Genomic DNA, 20,169 nt, shown 5'->3' with positions numbered 1-20,169 from the left:
TCAGGCGCTTCATGAGTCATCTCCTTCAGGGCCGCCTTCGACAATGACGGTGCGGAACATCCCCGCCGCCGCGTGATAGGACAGGTGGCAGTGGAAGGCCCACTTGCCCGGTGCGTCCACCTCGGTCTCCATGTAAACGGTGGTGCCGGGCGCCACGCTGATCACATGCTTGACCGGGTTCCACTGGTCAGCGCCCACGTCGAGGATCGACCACATGCCGTGCAGGTGCATCGGGTGAGTCATCATGGTTTCGTTGACGAACTTGAAGCGCACCCGCTCGCCGTACTGCAGGCGAATCGGTTCGGCGTCCGACTCCTTGATGCCGTTGATCGACCAGATATAGCGCTCCATATTACCGGTCAGCCGTAACTCGATCTCGCGGGTGGGTTCGCGATCTTCATACAACGGCTTTTGGGCGCGCAGGTCGGCATAGGACAGGAAGCGACCGTCGTTATAGGCCTGTGGAATCAACCCGCTGCCCTCGGCGTAGAAGGGGTCAGCGGGCAGTGCTGCGGCCTCGCCATGGTTCATGTTGCCGTGATCCATACCGGTTATATCGCCGTGGTTCATCCCGCTGTGATCCATACCGGCCATGTCGCCGTGGTTCATGCCGCTGTGATCCATGCCGGCCATATCACCGTGGTTCATGCCACTGTGATCCATGCCGGCCATGTCGCCGTGACTCATGCTGCCGTGGTCCATACCGGCCATATCACCGTGGTTCATGCCGCTGTGATCCATGCCGGCCATATCGCCGTGGTTCATGCCGCTGTGATCCATTCCGGCCATATCACCGTGGTTCATGCCGCTGTGATCCATTCCGGCCATCTCACCGTGGTTCATACCGCTGTGATCCATGCCGGCCATATCGCCGTGGTTCATGCCGCTGTGATCCATGCCGGCCATGTCGCCATGATCCATACCCGCATGCGCCATGCCCATATCGGCCATGGTCAGTAGCGGTGCCGGACGCAGCGCCGGAATCTCACCCTGCATGCCCTCACGCGGCGCCAGAGTGCCGCGGGCAAAACCCGAGCGACCCATGGATTCGGCGAACAGGGTGTAAGCCTGGTCTTCCTTCGGCTGAACAATGACGTCATAGGTCTCGGCAACGCCAATACGCAGCTCATCGACCGTGACCGGCTGCACGTTATTGCCGTCGGCCTGCACCACGGTCATTTTCAAACCGGGCAGGCGCACATCGAAGTAGGTCATGGCAGACGAGTTGATCAGCCGCAGGCGCACCCGCTCACCGGGTTTGAATAATCCGGTCCAGTTCTGCTCCGGCCCCTTGCCGTTGATCAGCCCGGTGAAGCCCTGCACATCCTCGATGTCGCTCGACATCATGCGCATATCACCCCACATCAGCCGATCCTTCAGCGTGGCGGCCAGCCCGCGCTCGCGGCTATCGCGCCAGAAGTCGCCCACCGTCTGCTGCTGGCGGTTGTAGTAGTCAGCCGAGCTTTTCAGGTTGCGCATGATGCGGTCGCCCGAGTGCGGGTGCTTGTCGGTCAACTGCACCACGTATTCGCGGTCGTAGCGGAAAGGCTCGCGCCCCTGCGGCTCGATCACGATGGCGCCGTAGGCGCCGTCCGGCTCCTGAAAACCCGAATGGCTGTGAAACCAGTAGGTGCCAGACTGCTTGATCGGGAAGCGATAGGTGAAGGTCTCGCCTGGCGCAATACCGGGGTAGCTCAGCCCCGGTACGCCATCCATTTGATAGGGCAAGATCAGCCCGTGCCAGTGCACCGAGGTAGGCTCGTCCAGATTGTTGGTCACGTGGATGGTGACGTCTTCGCCTTCGCGAAAGCGCAGAATCGGGCCGGGCGAGGCGCCGTTATAGCCAATGCCCTGTTTGCTGAAGTCACCGGTGTCGATGGTCACCCGGTCGACGGTCAGGCTGTATTCACCCGCCCAGCTGATCAGCGGCAGCAGCGCCAGGGCGGCAGCAAATCCTTTACTCAACATGAATGCCTCCGACCATCCCGGCCTGATAGTGGCCGGGCACATTGCAGGCGAACTCCAGGCTGTCGGAACGGGCGAAGGTCCAGACCAGCTCAGCCTCCTGCCCCGGCTCCAGCAGCAGGCTGTTGGCGTGGTTGTGCTCCATGGTGTGGCCGCCGCCCATGTCCATCTTCATGCGCTCATGGTTGAGGTGATCGCCCTGAATCACGCCATGCTCCACCATCATCTGCATCTGCCCCTGATGGGCCTCGTGCATGGCTGCGGTGCCGATGTTGAACTCGTGCACCAGCGCACCCTCGTTACGCACCTTCAGGCGCACCGTCTCGCCCGCGGCAAAGCTCAGCTGCTCGGGCTCGAAGTAGTTGTCGTGCATGACAATCTCGATGGTACGGCTGACCTGTTGCGCGTCGCCGGGCTCACCGCCCTCGCTAGCCGCCGCGCCCGCGGCCGTTGTTGCGCCGAGCAGCAGCGCCGCGACCACCCCGTTCACTGTGCGATTCATGCGTGTATCTCCTGTTGCTGAAAGGACCGCCAACGGACGCAGAATTGACAACCACCCCGGTTGCCGATGCACTCTCTGCTCCACCCGTTGGGAATGACTGTAGCTTGCCGAGCGAAACTGAATCCTGACTGAACCCCACAAAGAAAAGAGAAACCGCCCATGCGCCTGCTGCTGGTGGAAGACGATGAACTGCTGCGCAACAGCCTGCATGAGAGCCTGAGCCAGGCTGGCTTTGCCGTGGATGCGACCGGCTCGGTCCTCACCGCAGACCAGCTGGCACAGCAGGAAGACTACCGATTGATCGTGCTGGATATCGGCCTGCCCGACGGCGACGGCCTGCAGCTGCTGGCGCGCTGGCGCGACGCCGGGCGAGATCTGCCGATTCTGCTGCTGACCGCCCGCGACCGCTGGCAGGATAAGGTCAACGGCCTGAAAGCCGGGGCCGACGACTACCTGACCAAGCCCTTTCACCCGGAAGAGCTGCTGGCCCGGCTACAGGCGCTATTGCGGCGCAGCGAGGGCCGCAGTCACACGCAGATTCAGGCCGGCAACTACCTGCTCGACGAGGAGCGCCAGCGGGTGCGCACCCCGGACGGTACATGGCAACCACTGACCGGTACCGAGTTTCGTCTGCTGCGCTGTCTGATGAGCCGCCCGAATCGCTTGCATCCAAAGGAAGCACTGCTGGAGCAGCTCTATAATCTGGACGCCGAGCCCACGCTCAACACCATCGAGACTTACATTCGCCGCCTGCGCCTGCTGATCGGCCGGGACGCCATCAAGACCCAACGGGGGCAAGGCTATGTCTTTTCTGCCGACGACTAGGCGCACCCGCTCGATCCGCACCACATTGCTGCTCTGGCTGCTGCCGTTTGCCACCCTGTTCATGCTGCTCGCGTGGTATCTGCATGGGGCACTGCTGGATCGCATGTCCCGCGACTTCGTGCGCGAGCGCCTGCAGCAGGAGGTGGCCATGATCGAGCAGCAACTCGGCTCTCCCGCCGGGCTGGAGGCGCTCGACGGCAACTATTTCGGTGCACTGTCACATCACTTGTTTGTACTCAGGATCGGCGAACACGCGCGCCTGTCACATCCACAGTGGTCCGATCTGCTGCTACCCTGGCTGGACTTGCCCGATCAGGGCCTGATCGAACTGCACGGCGTACCCGAGGGCGAACCGGCGGCCCACCGCTATATGGCCTGGCGAACCGAAACGCAGATCAACGGCCAGCCGGTCACCATTGTCGCAGCCGAAGACTACAGCCAGCTGCAGGCCAGCGCCCACGAGCTGCATCTGTGGACTGCGGCGGTTGCGATCGGGCTGCTGGCCGTCCTGTTTGCCCTGATTCTGCTGGCTGTGCAGCTGTCGATGCGCCCGGTACGCCAACTGCAGCAGGATCTCAAAGCGCTCAAGCAAGGGCACCTGCAACGGCTCGGAGACGCCGTACCCCAGGAGTTCAGCGGTCTTATCGGTCAGCTCAATCAGTTACTCGACACCTTGCAACACCGCCTGCAGAAGGTCCGTGAGGCCAACGCCAATCTGTCGCACCGGATCAAGACCCCCATCGCAGCAATCAATCAACTGATCAGCAGCGAGCAACCGATCACACCCGAGACCCGCAGCCAGATCAGCCAGCGCCTGGACGACATCAGTCGCCAGCTGGACGGCAGCCTGCATGCCAGCCATTCCGGCGGCCCGCTGGCCGGCAGCAGTTGCCAGCCGCTGGAACAGGCCCGCGAGCTGCTGTGGATGCTCGGCCGGCTGCACAGTCATATTGAATTCGAACTGGACTCCAGTCTCGCCGAGTCCGCCCGCTGGCCGGTGGAAGAGCAGGATTTCAGCGAGCTACTGGGCAACCTCGCCGATAACGCCAGCAAATGGGCACGCAGCCGCGTTCGGGTGCGCCTGAGCGAGCAGGCCGATCAGCGTATTCTGGAGGTCCACGATGACGGGCCGGGCGTAGCGCCCGAGGAACGCAGCCAGCTCGGCACCCGCGGCTGGCGACTGGACCAGCAGATGCCGGGGCATGGGCTCGGGCTGGCCATTGTTCGCGACCTTGCTGAGCGCTACCACGGCCAGGTGCAATTCGAAGCCAGCGCGCTGGGCGGACTGTCGGTGAGCGTCCAGCTACCGGCCATCACGTAGGGACACAGCATGCTGTGTCCGCTGGCGGGGGATGGGGACGGCGCAGGATCCTTACCTCTGCAGCTGTGACCAAGGCCGCCCGGACACGACATGCGGCGACCCTGCGGCCGAGCTGGAGCTCGGTCCTTCCGAGCGGCACCGCAAGGGTTACAGGCACAAAAAAACGGGGCGCCCAATGGGCGCCCCGTCTGGTGTTGCGTGTTCTACCAGCGATTACTTCTTGCTGGTGAACTCCGGATAGGCTTCCATACCGCACTCGGAAATATCCACACCTTCGTACTCTTCCTCTTCGCTGACGCGCAGGCCCATCACCAGTTTGATGATGCTCCAGACGATCAGGCTGGAGATGAACACCCACAGGAAGATCACTACGATACCCATCAGCTGAGCGGTCAGGGTAGCGTCGTTGTTGGTCAGGCATACAGCCAGCAGACCCCAGATACCGACCACACCGTGAACGGAGATGGCACCGACCGGATCGTCGATCTTCAGCTTGTCCAGAGCCAGGACAGAGAAGACTACGATCACGCCGCCTACAGCACCGATCAGGGTGGCTTGCAGGCCGCTCGGAGTCAGCGGCTCGGCAGTGATGGCAACCAGGCCAGCCAGTGCACCGTTCAGTGCCATGGTCAGGTCAGCCTTGCCGAACAGGATGCGGGCAACAACCAGACCGGCGATCAGACCACCAGCAGCAGCAGCGTTGGTGTTGACGAAGATCTGGGCAACAGCGTTGGCATCGGAGATGTTGGATACAACCAGCTGCGAACCACCGTTGAAGCCGAACCAGCCCAGCCACAGGACGAACATACCCAGAGTGGCCAGCGGCAGGTTGGCGCCCGGGATGGCGTTGATCTGACCGTTGGAGCCGTACTTGCCCTTACGAGCGCCCAGCAGCAGCACACCGGCCAGAGCAGCGGTAGCACCGGTCATGTGAACCACACCGGAACCGGCGAAGTCGAGGAAGCCAGCTTCGTTCAGGAAGCCACCGCCCCACTTCCAGAAGCCCTGGATCGGGTAGATGAAGCCAGTCATGATCACGGCGAAGACCAGGAACGCGAACAGCTTCATGCGCTCGGCAACCGCACCGGAAACGATGGACATGGCAGTCGCAACGAATACGACCTGGAAGAAGAAGTCCGAAGCAACCGAGTAGTACGGTGCATCGTCGCCACCGGCGAGTACGTCTTCAACGGTGTTCTCGGCACCGATCAGCACGCCGAAGCTCGGGAAGATACCGCCTTCCGGGCTGGAGTACATGATGTGGTAGCCGATCAGCAGATACATGGTGCACGCCGTTGCGTACAGGGCCACGTTCTTGGTCAGAATTTCAGTGGTGTTCTTGGCGCGGACCAGACCGGCTTCGAGCATGGCAAAACCCGCCGCCATCCACATCACCAGAGCACCGCAGATCAGAAAGTAGAATGTATCAAGCGCGTACTTGATTTGTACGATGTCTTCCATTTTAAGCCCCCCATATAGGCTTGGTTACTGCTGTCTGTTGAACAACCCGCCTTAGATGGCGTCGGTGCCGGTCTCGCCGGTACGGATGCGGATGGCCTGTTCGAGGTTGACCACGAAGATCTTGCCGTCACCGATCTTGCCGGTGTTGGCTGCCTTGGTGATGGACTCGATAACGCGATCCAGCATGTCGTCAGCGATGGCAACGTCGATCTTCACCTTCGGCAGGAAGTCGACAACGTACTCAGCGCCACGATACAGCTCGGTGTGACCTTTCTGACGACCAAAGCCCTTGACCTCGGTTACGGTGATGCCCTGAACGCCGATTTCAGACAGCGCTTCACGCACGTCATCCAGCTTGAAAGGCTTGATTACAGCCGTTACTAGTTTCATTTCGATACTCCCGTGTGATGGACTGCCCTGGGGGACAGCACAAGTCTATGCCGAGTTAGAGGCTTTTAGAAACGGACAAAACAAAAGTGCTGTCGCAGTCGTCAGAATCGCCGACACGCCCTGCACATGCCGGCGCACTCATCTCGACACAGGCAGAGATCAATTGCGTCCCTGCCCCCGCTGGCAGCGCCTGGGTGTTCCCGATGCCTAACCGCGGATTACGGGTCAAACCTGCCAGGGTCAATCGCTTCATTATTGTGCTCCCGATGTGATCGCTCACGATTCTGGCTGCGCCCCGATGCCGTGCCCCGTAGAGGGACATGCCGCCGGGATCAGCTGGAGCAAGCTTTGCAGAAACCCTGCCAATTTTGTTTTCCCGTTAATTTTCAATTGGTTGCAAATAAACAGGGACAGCAGGCCATCATCAACGCACTACCCATGCACCAGCATAGTGCACAAGCGTGGTGCGCGCGCACAAAGTACGCACAAGCACGGCGCGGATTTCGGCGAGCCGGATCGGAGTGCTACACTTGCAGGCCCGTCAGCCCTCTTGACCCGCAGGTAACAGGCATATGCTGCACAAACTGGTGATAGACACCGTCAGCGCTCAGGCGACCAAACTGCTGATGAGCGAACAGGGGCTACCCAACGTGGAAGTCGAGAAGCATCTCAAGGCCTTGCTGCAAAGCGCGCTGAGCAAGCTGGATGTGGTCAGCCGTGACGAGTTCGATACCCAGCAGGCCGTGCTGATGCGCACCCGCGAGCGCCTGGAAGCGCTGGAAAAGCGCGTCAGCGAGCTGGAAGCCAAAGCCCCCTGATGCCCCTTGGCAGCAGCCTTGCTGCCAACCCACACGTTATCGCCTGACCCTCGGCAGTATCAGGTATTGATCAAGGAGCGATCATGTCCCTGGCCACCATCCACAGCCGCGCGTGTCTGGGTATCGACGCGCCGGCCGTCCAGGTCGAAGTCCATCTTGCCAACGGTATGCCCAGCCTGACCCTGGTCGGCTTGCCGGAAACGGCGGTCCGTGAAAGCAAGGACCGGGTGCGCAGCGCGTTGCTGAACGCGCAGCTGGAGTTCCCGGGCAGCAAGCGCATCACCATCAGCCTGGCGCCCGCCGATCTGCCCAAGGATGGCGGCCGCTTTGATCTGGCCATCGCCCTCGGGCTGCTGGCGGCAAGCGGGCAGATTCCGGCACAGGCACTGACCGACTGCGAGTGCATCGGCGAGCTGGCGCTGTCCGGCGAGCTGCGACCGATACAGGGCGTGCTGCCGGTGGCGCTGGCCTGCCGCGATGCCGGTCGCAAGCTGATTCTGCCGGCCGCTAACGCGGCCGAGGCCGCACTGGTCAGCGGGATCGAACTGATCGCTGCCGATCATCTGCTGCCGCTATGTGCGCACTTGCGCGGTGAGCAGCGCTTGCCCGACCTCCCCCCGACGGCGCCCTCAGAGCCAGCCAGGCATGCCGACCTCGCCGACGTACAGGGACAGGAGCAGGCCAAAAGGGCGCTGATCATCGCCGCAAGCGGCGGTCACAATCTGCTGCTGTTCGGGCCACCCGGAACCGGCAAGACCCTGCTGGCCAGCCGTCTGCCCGGCATTCTGCCGCCACTTGCGGAGCAGGAAGCACTCGAGGTCGCGGCGATTCAATCGGTCTGCGACCGCACGCCGCTGAGCGCCTGGCCTGCCCGCCCCTTTCGCTCGCCCCATCACGGTGCATCCGCTGCGGCGCTGGTTGGCGGCGGCAGCCAGCCACGCCCCGGTGAAATCAGCCAGGCACATCATGGCGTGCTGTTTCTGGATGAGTTGCCGGAGTTCGATCGTAAGGTACTGGAGATGCTGCGTGAGCCACTGGAGTCCGGTGCGATTCACATCGCCCGCGCCCGCGAGCAACTGCGCTTTCCTGCCCGATTTCAACTGGTAGCGGCGATGAACCCCTGCCCCTGCGGCTATCAGGGTGACCCATCGAGCCGCTGCCGCTGCACGCCGGAGCAGGTTCAGCGCTACCGCAGCAAGCTGTCGGGCCCCCTTTTGGACCGCATCGACCTGCATCTGGCGATGCGCAACGAGCCATTCAGCCTGCAGGGCAACAACGAGCCCGGCCGGCCGGACAGCGCGACTGCTGCGGCGCAGGTGGCAGCCGCCAGGGCGCGCCAGCTGAATCGGCAGCAGGGTCTCAATGCCCATATGGGACTGGAGAGCTTGCGTACGCACTGCAAGCTGAGCGACGCCGATGCTCAGTGGCTGGAGCAGGCGGTCACCCGCCTTGGGCTCTCCCATCGGGCCAGTCACCGGGTACTCAAGGTCGCGCGGACGCTGGCGGATCTGGACGCCGTAGCGCAGATCAGCCGTTCACATCTGGCAGAAGCGCTGCAATATCGGCAGCTGGACCGCCAGCCCGGCTAGAGAAAAGATATGCAATAACTGGCAGGCGCGAACAGGTGGACTATAGTCAGTAGCAGCGGGGCGGCACCGGTGTCGAGACGCTGGCGCCAGCGGTGCCGGTCGTCGCCTTGCGTTTAACCTGCAGCAATCAGGAAATCAGTGACAGACCGGTTGCCGATCCGCACTCTTCCTCACGCCCCATCGCGTAGGCATCCATGAAGTAACACAGCTCCTCGAATGCCAGCGCCGGGCTGATGAAATAGCCCTGTACCTGATCACACCCGAGACTGCGCAGAATCTCCAGTTGGTCGCGATATTCGACGCCTTCGGCAACCACTTCCAGCCCCAGACTGTGCCCCATGTCGATCATCGCCCCCACCAACTGACGATCGGCCGTACGCTCGGCAATCGCCTTGACGAAACTGCGATCAATTTTCAGCAGGTTGATCGGCAGGCTGTGCAGGTGAACGAACGACGAAAACCCGGTGCCGAAGTCATCCAGCGAAAAACGCAGCCCCAGGCCGGTCATCCCGTCCATGGTCATCAGCACCTGCTCCGGCTGCTGCATGACCGCGGTCTCGGTCAGCTCGAACTCCAGCCAGTGCGGGTCGATGCCGGTGCGTTCGAGCAGGCGCTTGACCGTCGACAGCAGCGCGCTGTCCTGGAACTGGCGGAACGACATGTTCACCGCCACGTGCACCGGTGCCATATTGCGCTTCTTCATCTGGGCCAGATCGTGGCAGGCGCGGGCAATGACCCAATAGCCCATTGGCACGATCAGGCCGGTCTCCTCGGCCAGCGGAATGAATTCGTTGGGCCCGAGCAGACCGCGCTCGGGATGACGCCAGCGAATCAGCCCCTCAAGGCCAACGATCTTGCCGCTGCCGAGATCGACCCGCGGCTGATAGTGCAGCTCAAACTCACCGCGCCGCAGCGCATGGCGCAGCGAAGCCTCAAACTCGATCAGGCTGTGCGCCTGCAGATTGATGCGCTCGTCATAGAAGTGGAAATTGCAGCCGCGCTGGCCCTTGGCCTGCAGCATCGCCAGATTGGCGTGCAGCAACAGACTGTCGACGGTCTGGCCACCCTCAGGATAGGTGGCAATACCGACACTGCAGCCGAGCAGCATGCCTTCACTGTTGACGTTAAAGGGCTCGGCCAGCTCGTTGATGATCTTCTGCGCGATCTGCAGCAGGTTGCTGGACGAGCCGTAATCCTCGACTACCAGAGCAAACTCGTCGCTGCCCATGCGGCCGATGGTGTCGGTGTTGCGCAGCACCGAGCGCAGCCGCTCGACCACTTCGCAAATGATGGCGTCGCCGGCACTGTGGCCTAGGGTATCGTTGACGTGGCGAAAGTTGTCCATGTCGACACAGAAAACCGCCAGCGGCTGATTGGTACGCAGGGCGCGGCGCATGCCCTGCTTGAGGCGATCCTGAAGCATCTGCCGATTGCAGGTGCCGGTCAGCGGGTCGAAGCTTGCAGCCCGTTCAAGGGCACTGCGCAGCCGGTGGCGTTCAATGGCGTACTGCAGGCAACGCACCATCTCGCTGGCTGACGCCTGCTCCCAGAGACTGTCGTTCAAGCCGCTGTTAAACCCGGAGAAATCCGGCTCGCTGACCAAGTGAATGACGGGGACGCCACAGTCCTGCAGCAGGGAAAGATTCGCCGAACGCGACAGTACCGCCTGTACCTCATCCTGATTGATTCGGGTCTGCAGCTGATGCCAGTCATCCATACGCTCCAGCACGAAGGGCAGACGTGCCAATGCCGATAGCCGCCGACAGAGCTGCACGTAGGCTCCGTGGTCGCTATCGAGCATTACTACCCGCTGCGTCGCACTGTCATCGCTCAACTGGCGATCCCCCAAGGTTCGAGAACAACACTGACACTCACCATCCCACCCTCCAGCTAGCCAAGCTATCTACTTGATTTGGCTGACATCTTTCTGGAAGCCACTGCGACATCAGGCAGGGCTGACAGCGTCACATTACGTCTCGAAAGGCAAAGATTCTTTTAAATTTAGATATATACAGCATTTTTGTGAAGTTACTTATAGCGAAATTTTGCGTAATTACCAAGCTTCACCCGCACCGCTCATCCGGTCTCAACACGAAAACTGCTACTATTGCCCGCCCGTTCAGGAGTATCAAAGCCGTGTCACGCCTCAACCCCCGCCAACAGGAAGCCGTCGAATATATCAGCGGGCCGCTGCTGGTACTGGCAGGGGCCGGTAGCGGCAAGACCAGTGTGATCACACGCAAGATCGCCTATCTGGTCAAGGAGTGCGGTATCCGCGCGCAAAACATCATCGCCGTGACCTTCACCAACAAGGCCGCACGCGAGATGAAGGAGCGGGTCAGCCAGCTGATCAAGGGACCGGACGCCCGCGGCCTGACCGTCTCGACTTTCCACAACCTCGGTCTGAACATCATCCGCAAGGAGCATCAGCGACTCGGCTACAAGCCCGGCTTCTCGATCTTCGATCAACAGGATGCCACGGCATTGATTACCGATCTGATGCACAAGGATTACGGCGCCGAAGACGGCATCGAAGGCATCCAGGCACAGATCTCCAACTGGAAGAACGACCTGATCCTGCCGGATGAAGCACTGGCCAAGGCCAAGACCCCGCAGGAGCAGACCGCCGCCAGCGTCTACATGCACTACCAGCGCACCCTAAAGGCCTACAACGCGGTCGACTTTGACGACCTGATCCTGATCCCGGTGGTGCTGTTTCGCGATAACCCCGATGTGCTCGAGAAGTGGCAGTTTCGCATCCGCTACATGCTGGTCGACGAATACCAGGACACCAACGCCAGCCAGTACCTGCTGGTCAAGATGCTGGTCGGCGCGCAATCGCGCTTTACCGTGGTCGGTGACGATGACCAGTCGATCTACGCCTGGCGCGGCGCCCGCCCGGAAAACCTGGCGCTGCTCAAGGAAGACTTTCCCCAGCTCAAGGTAGTCATGCTGGAGCAGAACTACCGCTCCACCAGCCGTATCCTGCGCGCCGCCAACACCCTGATCGCCAACAACCCGCATGTGTTCGAGAAGCAACTGTGGAGCGAGCTGGGCTACGGCGAGCCACTGCGCGTGATCCGTTGCCGCAATGAAGAGGCCGAGGCCGAGCGCGTGGCGGTCGAGATTCAGAACCAGCACCACCAGCACAAGCGTGCCTGGCGCGACTTTGCCATCCTTTACCGCGGCAACCACCAGGCCCGCCTGATCGAACTCAAACTGCAGCACCACCAGATCCCCTACCACCTGTCCGGCGGCACCAGCTTCTTCAGCCGGCAGGAGGTCAAGGACCTGATGTCCTACCTGCGCCTGCTGGTCAACCAGGATGACGACAACGCCCTGCTGCGGGTCATCAACGTCCCGCGCCGCGAGATTGGCCCGGCCACCCTGGAAAAGCTCGGCACCTACGCCAACGAACGCCAGATCACCATGTACCAGGCCTGCACCGAGATCGGGCTGGGCGAGCGCCTGGATGCCCGTTACACCGAAAAGCTGCAGCGCTTCATCACCTGGCTCGACGGCATCCGCAAGCAGTGCTACGAAGGCGACCCGATTGAAACCCTGCGACGCATGGTGCTCGATCTGGACTACGAGAACTGGATTCGCCAGAACTGCTCCAGCGACGAGATCGCTGCCAAGCGCATGGGCAACGTCTGGTTCCTGCTGGACTCGATCAAAAGCATCCTGGAAAAGGACGAAAGCGGCGAGAGCAACATCGAAGATGCGATTGCCAAGCTGGTCCTGCGTGACATGCTCGAACGCCAGGAAGAGGAAGAGGACTCCGACCGGGTACAGCTGATGACCCTGCACGCCTCCAAGGGTCTGGAGTATCCGCACGTGTTTATCATGGGCATGGAGGAAGAGATTCTCCCCCACCGCTCCAGCATCGAAGCCGACAGCGTCGAAGAAGAGCGCCGCCTGGCCTATGTCGGCATTACCCGTGCGCGCAAGACGCTGACGTTTACCTTCGCTGCCAAGCGCCGCCAGTTTGGTGAAGTCATCGACTGTGCGCCCAGCCGCTTCCTGGACGAAATTCCGTCCGAAGATCTGGAGTGGGAAGGCACCGAGGAAGCACCGGTCGAGCAGAAGCAGGCCCGCGGTAAAGCGGCACTGTCCAACCTGCGCGACCTGCTCAAGGGCTCCTGAGCCAGAAAGCAAAACGCCCCGCACAGGGCGGAGCGTTCAGTACAGCGCGAATGGCCGAATCAGAGACCGGACATTTCCTTGATCGCTGCCATCAGCTCTTCGTCAGAGCAGTCACCACAGGTACCTTTCGGCGGCATCGCGTTCAAACCAGCAACGGCGTTTGCCAGCAGCATATCCAGATCACCACCATGACGGGCAGTCCAGGCAGCGGTATCACCAATCTTCGGAGCGCCCAGTACGCCAGCGCTGTGGCAGGCGGAGCAGAACTTGCCGACTACATCGGCACCGGAGCGCGGACCCGCTGCAGCAGCAGCGCCACCGCCAGCAACCTCGTCAGCACACGGATCACCTGCCAGGCAGACGGTACCGTAAGGCTTCAGACGTTCAGCGATAGCCTCTTCGTTCGCGGTGGCAGCGAAAGCATTACCGGCAACTACGGCCAGCATGGCCGCCGAGGCCAGCAGAATCTTCTTCAAAGTCATCACCTTGTGCATCCTCATCATGGCTATAAGTGTTGCGCCCAAGTGCATTGCCCGGACAATGTGCGCGAGTATACCGATAAACCCCCACCCGACAAAGTACCCGACTTGCCACAGCACGCAAGGAATCCACCCTGAGGCATGGACGCGGCCCCGTTCAATGCGTATCATTGCCGCGCTGAAACGCACCTGCCGCCGACTGCAACACGCAAAGGCAGCCAGGGTGCGGCCAAAGGTCGCAACGACCGCAACAGCGCAACGCACTCGTAGCTCAGCTGGATAGAGTACTGCCCTCCGAAGGCAATACTCAGCCCCTTGTGCCACGGTGCGGCTAAAGGTCAAAATGACCTCGCATTACTTATATGCACCCGTAGCTCAGCTGGATAGAGTACCGCCCTCCGAAGGCGGGGGTCACAGGTTCGAATCCTGTCGGGTGCGCCATTTCTCTTTAGAATCAATAGCTTACGAGCATCCGAGCTCTCTTATCTTGTGCCCAAATCGGCGGCTACAGAAAATAAATACTCACTCGCCCTTCCAAAACACCTCGCAAGAATGACCTCTGCCCTCCAGCATTGAAAAAGCTGGAAAAAAGCCGTGTGCCCAAAATGTGCCCATACGGTGCCCAATGATTTTTGCGCGTTACGCAGCAGCGAGGATTTTGAGTATTGCCCTCCGGGTCCATGCCTTGCCCAAACAACACCTCCGATAAGAGCAAAGGAGCGCCTTTCACATGAGGCCCCAGCCGGACTAGTCTTGCCCTACTTTTCCTGATAGATACAGAGCACACTCGGGGATGCCACACTTCGTTCGGGTTGTTGTAACGGCCCTCTGCCTCACGCCCGCGTAGGTAGCAAATAGTTAAATGGCTATTTTCTTTATAGAGCCGATCGTAGTTTTTCTCTGGGCTTAACCAATATCAAATCATCCGCCTCTACCCCTTCTCGCAAGTAAAGCACTGGAGTTGAGCTTTCAGGTATGCCTTCAAGCATCAATGCATTTCTAGCCTGCTCAAAAGCGACTGGTACTGACTTCCCAAAACCAATTGCCGAGTAAAACTGCGATGAAAAAACACGGGCAGCTGTATCTCCGATGGAGCGGTTCATACCTATAGCTGCGTCCACGTGCTGAGTACACGCCGCCGCCTGGTTGTATGAATGACAGGGTTCTCTGCTGCGGTCTTGAATGATTTTGATGCGCTGAGAACAAATTTGGCCTGTCGACCTAGCCATTCTCGCTCTCGCGAGGAAATCCACAGCTTTCATTGAATCGTCATCATTCTGAAGCAGTGAATTAACAAAAAATGCCTACCTTATGCATTGCGAACCGCAATTCTGCGGCCCGTAAAATTGCAAAAGGTGATAATATGACACCCCACCCGATACAGGACGCCGTGCTGTGGGTCGACCGGCTGAGCGTCGTCTACCCAGGCGGCGTGACCGCCCTGCGCGATACCTCGGTTGCATTCCGGCGTGGTGAGTTCACCGTGCTGCTTGGTCTCTCGGGCGCGGGCAAGTCGACCTTGCTCCGTAGTCTCAATCGACTCGTCACGCCCACTGGCGGCAGCGTCACCAGCGAACTCGGTGAGCTCGGCAGCGGCTCGGCCTTGCGTCAGCACCGTAGGCGTACCGCCATGATCTTTCAGCACCACCAGCTGATCGAACGTCAAAGCGCACTGGCTAATGTGCTGACCGGCCGGCTGGCCTTTCACAGCACGCTCCGCTCGCTGTTTCCTTTGCCGCGTGCCGATCAGGAGATTGCACTCAGTTGCCTCGCCCGGGTCGGGCTGGCAGACAAGGCGCTGAGCCGAGTGGACAAACTGTCCGGTGGCCAGCAGCAGCGGGTAGGCATCGCGCGTGCGTTAGCGCAGCAGCCGGCGATCATTCTGGCCGATGAGCCGGTAGCCAGCCTCGACCCGGCAACCTCGGTCCGCGTTCTCGGACTGCTGCGCGACATTTGTAAGGAAGACGGCATCACCGCCATCGTTTCGCTGCATCAACTCGAATATGCCCGCCGCTTCGCCGATCGCGTCGTCGGGCTGGCCGATTCTCAGATCGCTTTCGATGCCGCGCCCTCGGAACTCACCGATGCGCAGCTTGAGCGCATCTATGCAGGCCGCTCTACGACTCAGCCAGCGAATGCTCCGGCTGAACCACCTGTCATGCTCGAACCTTCACTGGAGATGTCCCGATGAAACGCTTATCCGCGCTCTTATTGACTTGCTTGCTGTCCGCTGTTTCAAGTTTGTCCGCCCTAGCGGCCGATGCCGATCCGGATGTGCTAAAGGTTGCCCTGCTGCCGGACGAAAACGCCTCCGAGCTGATCAAGCGTAACCAGCCGCTGAAGGATTATCTGGAAGAGCATCTGGACAAGAAGGTGCAGCTGATCGTAACCACCGACTATTCCTCGATGATTGAGGCGATGCGCTTTGGCCGTATCGACCTGGCGTATTTCGGTCCGCTGTCCTACGTCATGGCCAAAAGCAAAAGCGACATCGAGCCCTTCGCTGCCATGGTCATCGACGGCAAGCCGACCTATCGCTCGGTGATTATCGCCAATGTGGCGTCAGGCGTGAATGAGTATGCCGACCTTAAGGGCAAGAAGATGGCCTATGGTGACCGGGCATCGACGTCCAGCCATTTGATTCCCAAAACCGTGCTTCTTGAGACGGCCGATTTGACGGGTGGGCAGGACTACGAACAACATTTTGTGGGCACGCATGACGCCGTTGCCGTCAACGTGGCGAACGGCAACGCCGATGCGGGTGGGCTGTCGGAGGTAATTTTCAATCACGCAGTCGAACGTGGCCTAATCGATCCGAGCAAGGTGAAAGTACTTGGTTACAGCGGCGAATATCCCCAGTACCCCTGGGCGATGCGCTCCAACCTGAGCCCCGAGCTGAAAACCAAGGTGCGGGATGTATTCGTCGGTATCGACGATCCCGAAGTGCTGCGCAACTTCAAGGCCGAGGCCTTCGCGCCCATCACCGACGCCGACTACGATGTGATCCGTAACATGGGATCACTGCTCGGCCTCGACTTCGCCACGATGTGAGCACCGATATGTCTACTCATTACGACGTGCAGGCGCTGCCTGCAGAGCAACGCGAGCACATCCTTCGAGGCTTCGGCCTCGGTTGGTGGCGCCAGCTGGGGCAGGTGGCGATTGTATTCGGAGTGGTGCTGTTGGCCTGCTGGTACGTGGGGCTGCTCGATGCCACCACGCTGCTGAACGGGCTGCCCTCCATCGCGACCCTGGCAGGCGAGGCCATGCCGCCAGACTTTTCGGGCTATCGAAGCTGGATTCGCCCCTTGATCGACACCTTGGCGATGAGCATCGCCGGTACGGCCATCGCAGTGGTGTTCTCGCTGGTGGTGGCTTTCATCGCCGCCCGTAACACGGCGCCGCACCCCCTGGTATTCGGTGTTGCCCGGGTGCTGCTCAATGCCCTGCGGTCGGTGCCGGAGCTGATCATGGGCATCATCTTCGTTGCAGCCGTAGGATTCGGCGCCTTGCCAGGCGTGCTTGCGCTGGGTCTGCATTCGATCGGCATGGTCGGCAAGTTCTTCGCCGAGGCCATCGAGCACGTCGACGAAGCGCCGGTGGAAGCCGCTCGGGCTGCGGGGGCTACGCCGATGCAAGTGCTGCTGCACGCGGTTTTGCCACAGGTGACGCCGCAGTTCGCCGACGTGGCGATCTACCGCTGGGAATACAACTTTCGCGCCTCCACCGTGATGGGCATGGTCGGCGCCGGCGGTATCGGCTTCGAACTCATGGGCTCGCTGCGCATCATGCAGTACCAGGAGGTCGCAGCAATCCTGCTGGTCATCCTGGCCATGGTCACGCTGGTAGACGCCTTCAGTGGCGTGCTGCGCAAACGTTTCAAATAGGAGAAACCATGCTGCCGAAACTCGTTATAACTCACCGGGTACACGATGAGATCCTGCAACTGCTGGCGCCACATTGCGAGCTGGTGACCAACCAGACCGACAGCACGCTGACGCGCGAGGAAGTTCTACGCCGCTGCCGCGATGCTCAGGCGATGATGGCGTTCATGCCCGATCGGGTCGATGCAGACTTTCTTCAAGCCTGCCCTGAGCTGCGTGTAGTCGGCTGCGCGCTCAAGGGCTTCGACAATTTCGATGTGGACGCCTGTACTGCCCGCGGGGTCTGGCTGACCTTCGTGCCTGATCTGTTGACGGTCCCGACTGCCGAGCTGGCGATCGGACTGGCGGTGGGGCTGGGGCGGCATCTGCGGGCAGCAGATGCGTTCGTCCGCTCTGGCGAGTTCCAGGGCTGGCAACCACAGTTCTACGGCACGGGGCTGGATAACGCTACGGTCGGCATCCTTGGCATGGGCGCCATCGGACTGGCCATGGCTGATCGCTTGCAGGGATGGGGCGCGACCCTGCAGTACCACGAGGCGAAGGCTCTGGATACACAAACCGAGCAACGGCTCGGCCTGCGCCGGGTGGCGTGCAGCGAACTCTTCGCCAGCTCGGACTTCATCCTGCTGGCGCTTCCCTTGAATGCCGATACCCAGCATCTGGTCAACGCCGAGCTGCTTGCCCTCGTACGGCCGGGCGCTCTGCTTGTAAACCCCTGTCGTGGTTCGGTAGTGGATGAAGCCGCCGTGCTCGCGGCGCTTGAGCGAGGCCAGCTCGGCGGGTATGCGGCGGATGTATTCGAAATGGAAGACTGGGCTCGCGCGGACCGGCCGCGGCTGATCGATCCTGCGCTGCTCGCGCATCCGAATACGCTGTTCACTCCGCACATAGGGTCGGCAGTGCGCGCGGTGCGCCTGGAGATTGAACGTTGTGCAGCGCAGAACATCATCCAGGCATTGGCAGGTGCGCGCCCAATCAACGCTGCGAACCGTCTGCCCCAGGCCGAGCCTGCCTCATGTTGAATCCGGTCTGGCTGAAGAGCCTGGTAGCGATCGTTCAAACAGGCAGTTTTCAGAGCGCGGCGAGGGCGTTGGGGCTGGCCCAGCCGACGGTGTCGCAGCACTTGCAGAAGCTTGAAGAGCAGGTCGGCGTAACGCTGGTGCAGCGCAGTCGTAGCGGCTGCCAGCCTACCACACGGGCGCTGGCCTTCATGCCGCATGCGACCGCCTTGCTCGACATGCACGCCCGGGCGCTAGAAGCCCTGCATGGCAATCGTGAGCGCGTCGGGGCTAGCTCCAACATCGGCACCTACCTTCTCCAGCCATTCGTGCGCAGCTATCTGACGACCGCAAATGAGAGGGGCGAGGTGGATCTGCGCATCGCCGCCAACCCGGATGTGGCCGACCAGCTACTGGCGGGCCAGCTCGACGCCGCGATCATGGAATGGTGGCTACCTCACCCCGACTTCGAACACCGCCTCTGGCGGGTCGAGCCGCTGGTGCTTATCGTCAGCCCCGACCATGCGCTGGCTGAAGCAGGGTGCATAGAACGTGATCGTCTGGTGGACCTGCCGATGCTGGGAGGTGAACCGGGTAGCGGTACCGGACGGCTTCTGACCGAATACTTTGGCGAGCTGGGCGTGCCTCGCAGCGGTATGCAGCTAGGCAGCACCGAGGCAGTCAAACAAGCGGTCAGGGCGGGACTCGGCGTGTCGTTGGTGATGGCTTCCGCAGTACAAGACGAAGTTCGCAGTGGCGCGCTGGTAGCTCTTCCCATCCCGGGGCTTGAAAAGCGTCTCCAACTGATCTGGCGCAAACCTCCCGGAAATCTGCACCCGCCGGGATTTGTGCGGCACTTATTGGAGGAGGCAGATCTAGCTGGATTGTGACGACCTCAATCCCGGCCGACGTGAAGTGAGAGCTTATTTCCAAGTGCTGGCTGGTGAGATGTCCGCAAGGTGGCTGGCGCTCACAATGCCCATCTATATGCTCATCCTTTCCGCTGACCCGCTTCGGCCGTGACCGATAGTTTGGCCATCGTCATTACGACCGACGCTACCGGTCATGGCTTCGTCGATGGGGATAACCGTGGTGGTGCGATAACCACGAAAATGGCTGAGCTTGACGAACTTGAGGCGCATGGGGATTTCCTTATCTACAACTGGCCGGAGAAGGCCTTTTGGCTGAGGCTTAAAACAAAATCCGACTCTAAATTTCCGCCATTAATTTTTGAGGAAAACTTTTCTTTGACAAAATTGACGATTTCTTTAAATCGGAGCTGCTCTTTTAAGCCAGGTACAGGAACCATGATTTCCTTTATTTTCCCCAAATAAAGCCCAGCCTGAGCAGAAGAGTTTCCTGAGGAAACAAATTGACGCTGCAATGCATCAGTATTAATCAATGACAATAAGTACTCTGAAACAATCTCCTTGCCTGGCTTTAACAAGGCAACACTTCGCGCCAAGCTGAATTCCCCAATATCAGGAACCACAAGTGCTTTGCCGATGGTAGCTCCAACACAAACCAAAAGCACATCGCCTTTTTCAGGCCCACACCTTTTATAGATGCGTTGATGATCAGCTTCGCTAATGTAAGAGACATCTGATAGATCCAGATTGCCTTTTCGATCAATGTGAATCGCCCCGGATTTCCTAGACACTTTCCAGGCTCAGTAAATGTTGCCTTTCAAACTCTACCGGTGACAGCTGGTTGTTGAAACCGTGTCGGCGTTTTGGGTTGTAAAACATCTCGATGTAGTCGAACACGTCAGCGCGAGCATCCTGCCTAGTG

At 60.4% G+C, this 20,169-nt stretch carries 20 protein-coding genes and 1 tRNA gene; 11 read left to right on the top strand and 10 right to left on the bottom strand.

The annotated features are described in order from the left end of the window. Positions 1-9: 9 nt before the first annotated feature. Both AC13EY_RS03350 and AC13EY_RS03345 read right to left on the bottom strand, forming a co-directional pair. The gene (locus AC13EY_RS03350; RefSeq protein ID WP_228245665.1) at positions 10-1,968 is read right to left on the bottom strand and encodes a copper resistance system multicopper oxidase; all 1,959 of its coding nucleotides are present in this window, start codon (positions 1,966-1,968) and stop codon (positions 10-12) included. Further along, entirely contained in the window at positions 1,958-2,467 is a 510-nt protein-coding gene (locus tag AC13EY_RS03345; RefSeq protein WP_228245664.1) for a cupredoxin domain-containing protein, read from the bottom strand. Before AC13EY_RS03345 ends, AC13EY_RS03350 begins: the two co-directional genes overlap by 11 nt. 159 nt (positions 2,468-2,626) lie before the next feature. Here AC13EY_RS03345 and AC13EY_RS03340 point away from each other — a divergent pair, with 159 nt between their 5' ends. Both AC13EY_RS03340 and AC13EY_RS03335 read left to right on the top strand, forming a co-directional pair. Then, on the top strand, positions 2,627-3,292 hold the full coding sequence (locus tag AC13EY_RS03340; RefSeq protein WP_228245663.1) for a response regulator transcription factor: 666 nt from the start codon (positions 2,627-2,629) through the stop codon (positions 3,290-3,292). Then, entirely contained in the window at positions 3,270-4,613 is a 1,344-nt protein-coding gene (locus AC13EY_RS03335; protein ID WP_228245662.1) for an ATP-binding protein, read from the top strand. The genes AC13EY_RS03340 and AC13EY_RS03335 overlap by 23 nt, the downstream gene beginning before the upstream one ends. A gap of 213 nt (positions 4,614-4,826) precedes the next feature. Here AC13EY_RS03335 and AC13EY_RS03330 read toward each other — a convergent pair whose 3' ends face one another. Beyond that, the gene (locus tag AC13EY_RS03330) at positions 4,827-6,074 is read right to left on the bottom strand and encodes an ammonium transporter (RefSeq protein WP_228245661.1); all 1,248 of its coding nucleotides are present in this window, start codon (positions 6,072-6,074) and stop codon (positions 4,827-4,829) included. Between the two features lie 51 nt (positions 6,075-6,125). Next, a complete protein-coding gene (gene glnK, locus AC13EY_RS03325) occupies positions 6,126-6,464 on the bottom strand; it encodes a P-II family nitrogen regulator (RefSeq protein ID WP_088276303.1) in 339 nt (112 codons plus the stop codon). A gap of 572 nt (positions 6,465-7,036) precedes the next feature. Between glnK and AC13EY_RS03320 the strand changes: the two genes are divergently transcribed. Beyond that, positions 7,037-7,282: an accessory factor UbiK family protein gene (locus AC13EY_RS03320; protein WP_228245660.1), complete on the top strand. Its 246-nt coding sequence runs from the start codon at positions 7,037-7,039 to the stop codon at positions 7,280-7,282. A gap of 83 nt (positions 7,283-7,365) precedes the next feature. Next, positions 7,366-8,871, top strand: a complete 1,506-nt coding sequence (locus AC13EY_RS03315) for a YifB family Mg chelatase-like AAA ATPase (protein ID WP_228245659.1) — start codon at positions 7,366-7,368, stop codon at positions 8,869-8,871. Between the two features lie 127 nt (positions 8,872-8,998). Here the strand turns inward: AC13EY_RS03315 and AC13EY_RS03310 are convergent, their stop codons facing one another. Next, on the bottom strand, positions 8,999-10,705 hold the full coding sequence (locus tag AC13EY_RS03310; RefSeq protein ID WP_228245658.1) for a putative bifunctional diguanylate cyclase/phosphodiesterase: 1,707 nt from the start codon (positions 10,703-10,705) through the stop codon (positions 8,999-9,001). A 302-nt stretch (positions 10,706-11,007) separates the two neighbouring features. Between AC13EY_RS03310 and rep the strand changes: the two genes are divergently transcribed. Then, positions 11,008-13,017 carry a DNA helicase Rep gene (gene rep, locus AC13EY_RS03305; protein ID WP_228245657.1) on the top strand — a complete coding sequence of 670 codons (2,010 nt, stop codon included), beginning with the start codon at positions 11,008-11,010 and terminating at the stop codon, positions 13,015-13,017. A 59-nt stretch (positions 13,018-13,076) separates the two neighbouring features. Here rep and AC13EY_RS03300 read toward each other — a convergent pair whose 3' ends face one another. Further along, positions 13,077-13,502: a c-type cytochrome gene (locus tag AC13EY_RS03300; protein WP_228245656.1), complete on the bottom strand. Its 426-nt coding sequence runs from the start codon at positions 13,500-13,502 to the stop codon at positions 13,077-13,079. 358 nt (positions 13,503-13,860) lie between these two features. Between AC13EY_RS03300 and AC13EY_RS03295 the strand changes: the two genes are divergently transcribed. Then, a tRNA-Arg gene (locus tag AC13EY_RS03295) sits at positions 13,861-13,937 on the top strand. A gap of 434 nt (positions 13,938-14,371) precedes the next feature. On the opposite strand, the gene AC13EY_RS03290 is transcribed toward AC13EY_RS03295, so the two are convergent. After that, positions 14,372-14,599 (bottom strand): hypothetical protein, encoded by a 228-nt coding sequence (locus AC13EY_RS03290; protein ID WP_233048774.1) that lies wholly within the window; start codon positions 14,597-14,599, stop codon positions 14,372-14,374. 260 nt (positions 14,600-14,859) lie between these two features. On the opposite strand from AC13EY_RS03290, the gene phnC reads away from it, so the two are divergent. Genes phnC through AC13EY_RS03265 form a run of 5 tightly spaced genes read left to right on the top strand, consistent with a single transcriptional unit; the run spans position 14,860 to position 19,268 of the window. After that, positions 14,860-15,687 carry a phosphonate ABC transporter ATP-binding protein gene (phnC, locus tag AC13EY_RS03285; protein WP_233048773.1) on the top strand — a complete coding sequence of 276 codons (828 nt, stop codon included), beginning with the start codon at positions 14,860-14,862 and terminating at the stop codon, positions 15,685-15,687. Then, a complete protein-coding gene (phnD, locus tag AC13EY_RS03280; protein WP_083728746.1) occupies positions 15,684-16,547 on the top strand; it encodes a phosphate/phosphite/phosphonate ABC transporter substrate-binding protein in 864 nt (287 codons plus the stop codon). Before phnC ends, phnD begins: the two co-directional genes overlap by 4 nt. 8 nt (positions 16,548-16,555) lie before the next feature. After that, positions 16,556-17,383, top strand: coding sequence for a phosphonate ABC transporter, permease protein PhnE (gene phnE / locus AC13EY_RS03275; RefSeq protein ID WP_233048772.1), 828 nt, complete (start codon positions 16,556-16,558; stop codon positions 17,381-17,383). An 8-nt stretch (positions 17,384-17,391) separates the two neighbouring features. Beyond that, positions 17,392-18,402, top strand: a complete 1,011-nt coding sequence (gene ptxD, locus AC13EY_RS03270) for a phosphonate dehydrogenase PtxD (protein WP_233048771.1) — start codon at positions 17,392-17,394, stop codon at positions 18,400-18,402. Further along, positions 18,396-19,268, top strand: coding sequence for a LysR family transcriptional regulator (locus tag AC13EY_RS03265; RefSeq protein ID WP_233048770.1), 873 nt, complete (start codon positions 18,396-18,398; stop codon positions 19,266-19,268). The genes ptxD and AC13EY_RS03265 overlap by 7 nt, the downstream gene beginning before the upstream one ends. Before the next feature lie 93 nt (positions 19,269-19,361). On the opposite strand, the gene AC13EY_RS03260 is transcribed toward AC13EY_RS03265, so the two are convergent. The 3 genes from AC13EY_RS03260 to AC13EY_RS03250 all read right to left on the bottom strand — a co-directional run. Then, the gene (locus tag AC13EY_RS03260) at positions 19,362-19,520 is read right to left on the bottom strand and encodes a hypothetical protein (RefSeq protein WP_233048769.1); all 159 of its coding nucleotides are present in this window, start codon (positions 19,518-19,520) and stop codon (positions 19,362-19,364) included. 14 nt (positions 19,521-19,534) lie between these two features. Then, the gene (locus AC13EY_RS03255) at positions 19,535-20,038 is read right to left on the bottom strand and encodes a restriction endonuclease subunit S (RefSeq protein ID WP_233048768.1); all 504 of its coding nucleotides are present in this window, start codon (positions 20,036-20,038) and stop codon (positions 19,535-19,537) included. Continuing rightward, positions 20,031-20,169: IS3 family transposase (locus tag AC13EY_RS03250; protein ID WP_482876293.1), on the bottom strand; the 139-nt coding region annotated here is incomplete at its 5' end. The genes AC13EY_RS03250 and AC13EY_RS03255, both read right to left, overlap by 8 nt.

This window comes from Halopseudomonas sp. L-58 (assembly GCF_056859475.1).
This window is presented reverse-complemented; position numbering and strand designations above follow the sequence as displayed.